Here is a 3,958-nt window from a genome sequence, read left to right on the forward strand (position 1 = left end):
ACCCTCGCACGGTTGGTGCTGCGGCTGGTCGAGCCCGATACCGGCCGCGTCGACTTCGAAGGCGGCGACTTCCTCGCTTTGTCGGGCGCCGCTTTGCGCCCCCGCCGTGCCCGCCTGCAAATGGTATTCCAGGACCCGCTCGAGGCCTTCAACCCGCGCGCAACTGTGGCTCGCGTGCTGGACGATCCTTTGCGCATCCACAACATCGCCCCGCGTGCCGCGCGTCCGCGCCGCATCGCGGCGCTTTTGGAGCGCGTCGGCCTCGATACCGGCCTCGCCGCGCGCGCCATCCACGAGATTTCCGGCGGCCAGCGACAGCGCGTCGCGATCGCTCGCGCCATCGCCACGCGGCCGTCGCTGATCGTCCTCGACGAGGCAGTGTCGGCACTCGACGTCTCGGTGCGCGGACAGATCCTGGAATTGCTGCTCGACCTGCAACGGCGGGAACGGATCGCCTATCTGTTCATTTCGCATGACCTCGGCGTGATCCGCGCCGTGGCGCATCGCGTCATCATCCTCGACGCCGGCCGGATCGCCGAGAGCGGCGATGCCCGCGCCGTCATCGCCAACCCGCAATCGCCGGTCGGCAAGGCCCTTGTCGAGGCGGCACCGAGATTGAACAGGAACCGGCCATGATCCCGCAAAGTGGCAACCGATTTGCGGACAAGATCATGGTCAAACAACAAGATCAGGACGCACGATGACCGATCCCGAAGCAGCCAGAGCCGAGAAACTGTCGCGCGAGCTCGATTCCGCCTTCCGCAACCGCGCCGACCTCTACCGCCTCTTCCTCGACGAACTGACCGCCGAGCTCGGCGCCGAGCAGGCCGAGGCGGTGATGATCCGCAGCATCGAGAAGCGCGGCCGGGAAGTCGCGGCGGCGGCCTTCGCCGGCTTCGGTCCAAACGACGCGCCGGCGATCGGCGAGGCGTTCCTCGCCGTCAGTCCGGATGGTGGGCGCATGTATCCGACCGACATCGAGCGCGGTCCGGACCACATCGCCTTCAAGGTGAAGCGCTGCCCGTTGAAGGATGCGTGGGTGGAAGCAGGCGTCGGCGAGGAGAAACTCGCCACGCTCTGCCGCATCGCCGGCGCCTTCGACCGCGGCCTGTTCGAGGCGACCGGCGTTCGCTTCGCCAATGTCACATGGACGCCGGGCCACGGCTCCGGCTGCTGCCACATCGCGCTGACCAATCGCGACGCCTAAGCAATTCCAGGAAAAGTGCGCAGCGGTTTTCCGTCCGGAATTGCGCAAAAACAAAGAGACTAGCCGGTACAGCCTAACCTTCGGCAAAGACGTGCAGCTCGCCGCCTGCTTCGTCGATCGCGGCGCGCAGTTCCGCTGCCGGCTCGCTGTCGGTGACGATGTCCGAGATCTCGCTCAGCGCGCAGACGCGCTCCAGGCCGCTGCGGCCGAACTTGTCGTTGGTGACGACCAGCATCGTCGACAGTGACCGCCTCATCATCGCCCGCTTCACCGCCGCCGCGCCCGAGATCATGTCGCTTGGCCCTTCGGCGTTCAGCGCCGAGGCGCCGATGATGGCGACGTCGGCATTGTAGCGGCGCACGAATTCGACCGTGTCCTCGCCGAGCACCGCGGCCTCGCGGCTGTCATAGGTGCCGGGGCAGAGGATGACGCGGAAGCCGGGATTGGCGCCGGCCACAGAGGCGACGCCGATGGAGTTGGTGATGATCGTCAGGTCCCGGCCGTGCTGCGAGAGGCTGCGCGCCACCTCGTAGGTGGTCGATCCACCGTCGATCATCACGATCGAGCCTTTCTCCACCAGTCCGGCCGCACCACGCCCGATGCGGGCCCGCTCCTCGACCATTGTGAGGCCGCGCTCGGCAATCACCGGTTCCGACGTCACCAGCGAAATGGTGGCGCCGCCATAGGTGCGGTTGAGCAGCCCCGCCTCGCCGAGCTCGATGAGATCTCGGCGGATGGTCTCGCCGGCCACGCCGATGCGGCGCGCAAGCTTCGAGATGCGGATCGAGGCGGAGCGCCGGACCTCCGACAGGATCAGCTCATGGCGCTCCTTCTTCGTCAGTCGGCCCGGCTCGATGTTCATCCGCTTTTCCTTCTCGGGATTTCCTTCCCGTCGCAGAGACATTAGCTACGCCAGGGAAAGGAAACCAGCGTCAGTGACGCAGCCGATCGCGCATCGCATACCACAACATGCCAAGCACGTAGAGCGGGCCGCGCAGCGCCGTGCCTCCGGGAAACGGCAGCGGCGTCAGCATCGAGAACAGGTCGAGCCGCGAGGCATCGCCCGTGATCGCTTCCGCCAGGAGCTTGCCCGACAGCGTCGACAGGATGACGCCCTTGCCGGAATAGCCATGCGCGAAATAGACCTCGCCATAGTGCCCGATGTGCGGCAGGCGCGACGTCGTCACCGACACAAGCCCGCCCCAGGCGTGGTCGATGCGGCAGCCCTTGAGCTGCGGAAAGGTCTTTTCCATATGCGGCCGCACGAAGCCGGCAATGTCGGCCGGCGGCGACGGCGTGTAGCGCTCGCCGCCGCCGAACAGCAGGCGGCCGTCCGCCGACATGCGGTAGTAGTTGACGACAAACAGCGTGTCCGAGACCGCGACATTGGCCGGGATGACATTGCGCTCGCCCAGCGGCTCGGTGGCGACGATGTAGTTGCCGACCGGCATGATGCGGCTATTGACGCGCGGCTCCAGTCCCTTGAGCAGCGCATCGCCGGCCAGCACCACATGCCTGGCGCGGACCGCCCCGTTGTCGGTGAACACCCGGATCGACGGCTCCCGCTCCAGCCGCACCGCAACCGAGTTCTCATGGATGACGACGCCGGCGCCAACCGCGGCGCGCGCAAGCCCCAGCGTGTAGTTGAGCGGATGCATGTGTCCGCCGAGCCTTTCATAGACCGCGCCCTGATAGGGCGTGTCGACCATCTGCCGCGCCTCGGCCGCCGACAGGATCTCGACATCGGTGAACTTCATCACCTTGGCGAGGCATTCGGCCTCTTCCTCGAAGTCGCGCACATCCGAAGCGCTGACCGCGCCGACCAGGTGGCCGGTAAGGCGCAAGTCGCATTCGATGCCGTGGCGCTCGATGATGTCGAGCACCAGCCCGCGCGCCTCGAAGGCGAGGTCGAACAGCGCCTTCGCCCGTTCCGGCCCGAAGGACTTGACCAGCCCCTTGGCGCCCTTGCGCAGGCCGGGGATCATCTGGCCGCCATTGCGGCCCGAGGCGCCCCAGCCGATCTTGCCGCCTTCGAGCAGCACCACTTTAAGACCGCGCTCGGCGGCATGCAGCGCCGTCGAAAGGCCGGTGCAGCCGCCGCCCACCACCACCAGATCGGCCTCGACATCGCCGGCAAGTGCCGGATGGTCGGGCTCCGAATTGGCGGTGGCGACGTAATAGGATTTGCCGATACCGAGACCGGAATTGAAACCTGTCGAACGCAAAGTCATGGTCACACCTTGAGCAGCAGGTGGTCGCGTTCCCAGGACGTCACGACGCTCTGGAACAGGTCTAGCTCGACGCTCTTCACGCGCAGATAGGTCTGGAAGAAATCCTCGCCGAGCAGCGCCCGCACGGGCTCGCAGGCGGCGAAACGATCGAGCGCTTCCTCCATCGTCTTCGGCAGCGTGCTCTTGTTTTTATAGGCATTGCCGAAGGCCTCATCCGAGCGCGCAAGCTTCTCCTCGATGCCGAGATAGCCGGCGATCAGCGAGCCGGCCATCGCTAGATAGGGATTGGCGTCGGCACCAGGCAGACGGTTCTCGATGCGGCGCGCGGCGCGCCCGCCCAGCGGCACGCGCAGGCCGCAGGAGCGGTTGTCATGCGCCCACTCGATGTTGGCCGGAGCGCTGTGGCCGGGGCGGATGCGGCGGTACGAATTCGCATGCGGCGCGAACAGCGGCATGATTTCGGGGATGTATTTCTGCAGCCCACCGATGAAATGCGAGAACATCGCGCTGTCCTCGCCGT

Annotated in this window: 4 protein-coding genes and 1 pseudogene; 2 read left to right on the forward strand and 3 right to left on the reverse strand. The window is 66.5% G+C overall.

Features of this window, described 5'->3' with window-relative positions; translation table 11 throughout:
- Positions 1-636, forward strand: a 636-nt coding sequence (locus EOA28_RS27490) for an ATP-binding cassette domain-containing protein (RefSeq protein WP_148670876.1), incomplete at its 5' end; no start/stop codon positions are given.
- Positions 637-700: 64 nt separating this feature from the next.
- Complete coding sequence (locus tag EOA28_RS27495) at positions 701-1,207, forward strand: L-2-amino-thiazoline-4-carboxylic acid hydrolase (protein ID WP_127250407.1); 507 nt, start codon at positions 701-703, stop codon at positions 1,205-1,207.
- A gap of 73 nt (positions 1,208-1,280) precedes the next feature.
- Here the strand turns inward: EOA28_RS27495 and EOA28_RS27500 are convergent, their stop codons facing one another.
- From EOA28_RS27500 to EOA28_RS27510, 3 genes and pseudogenes are all read right to left on the reverse strand, one after another.
- The gene (locus tag EOA28_RS27500; RefSeq protein WP_245463388.1) at positions 1,281-2,069 is read right to left on the reverse strand and encodes a DeoR/GlpR family DNA-binding transcription regulator; all 789 of its coding nucleotides are present in this window, start codon (positions 2,067-2,069) and stop codon (positions 1,281-1,283) included.
- Between the two features lie 70 nt (positions 2,070-2,139).
- Entirely contained in the window at positions 2,140-3,438 is a 1,299-nt protein-coding gene (locus EOA28_RS27505; RefSeq protein WP_127250406.1) for an FAD-binding oxidoreductase, read from the reverse strand.
- 2 nt (positions 3,439-3,440) lie between these two features.
- Positions 3,441-3,958, reverse strand: a pseudogene (locus EOA28_RS27510) (glutamine synthetase); the annotation flags it as partial.

It is taken from the genome of Mesorhizobium sp. M2A.F.Ca.ET.067.02.1.1 (assembly GCF_004023285.1).
GTDB lineage: Bacteria > Pseudomonadota > Alphaproteobacteria > Rhizobiales > Rhizobiaceae > Mesorhizobium.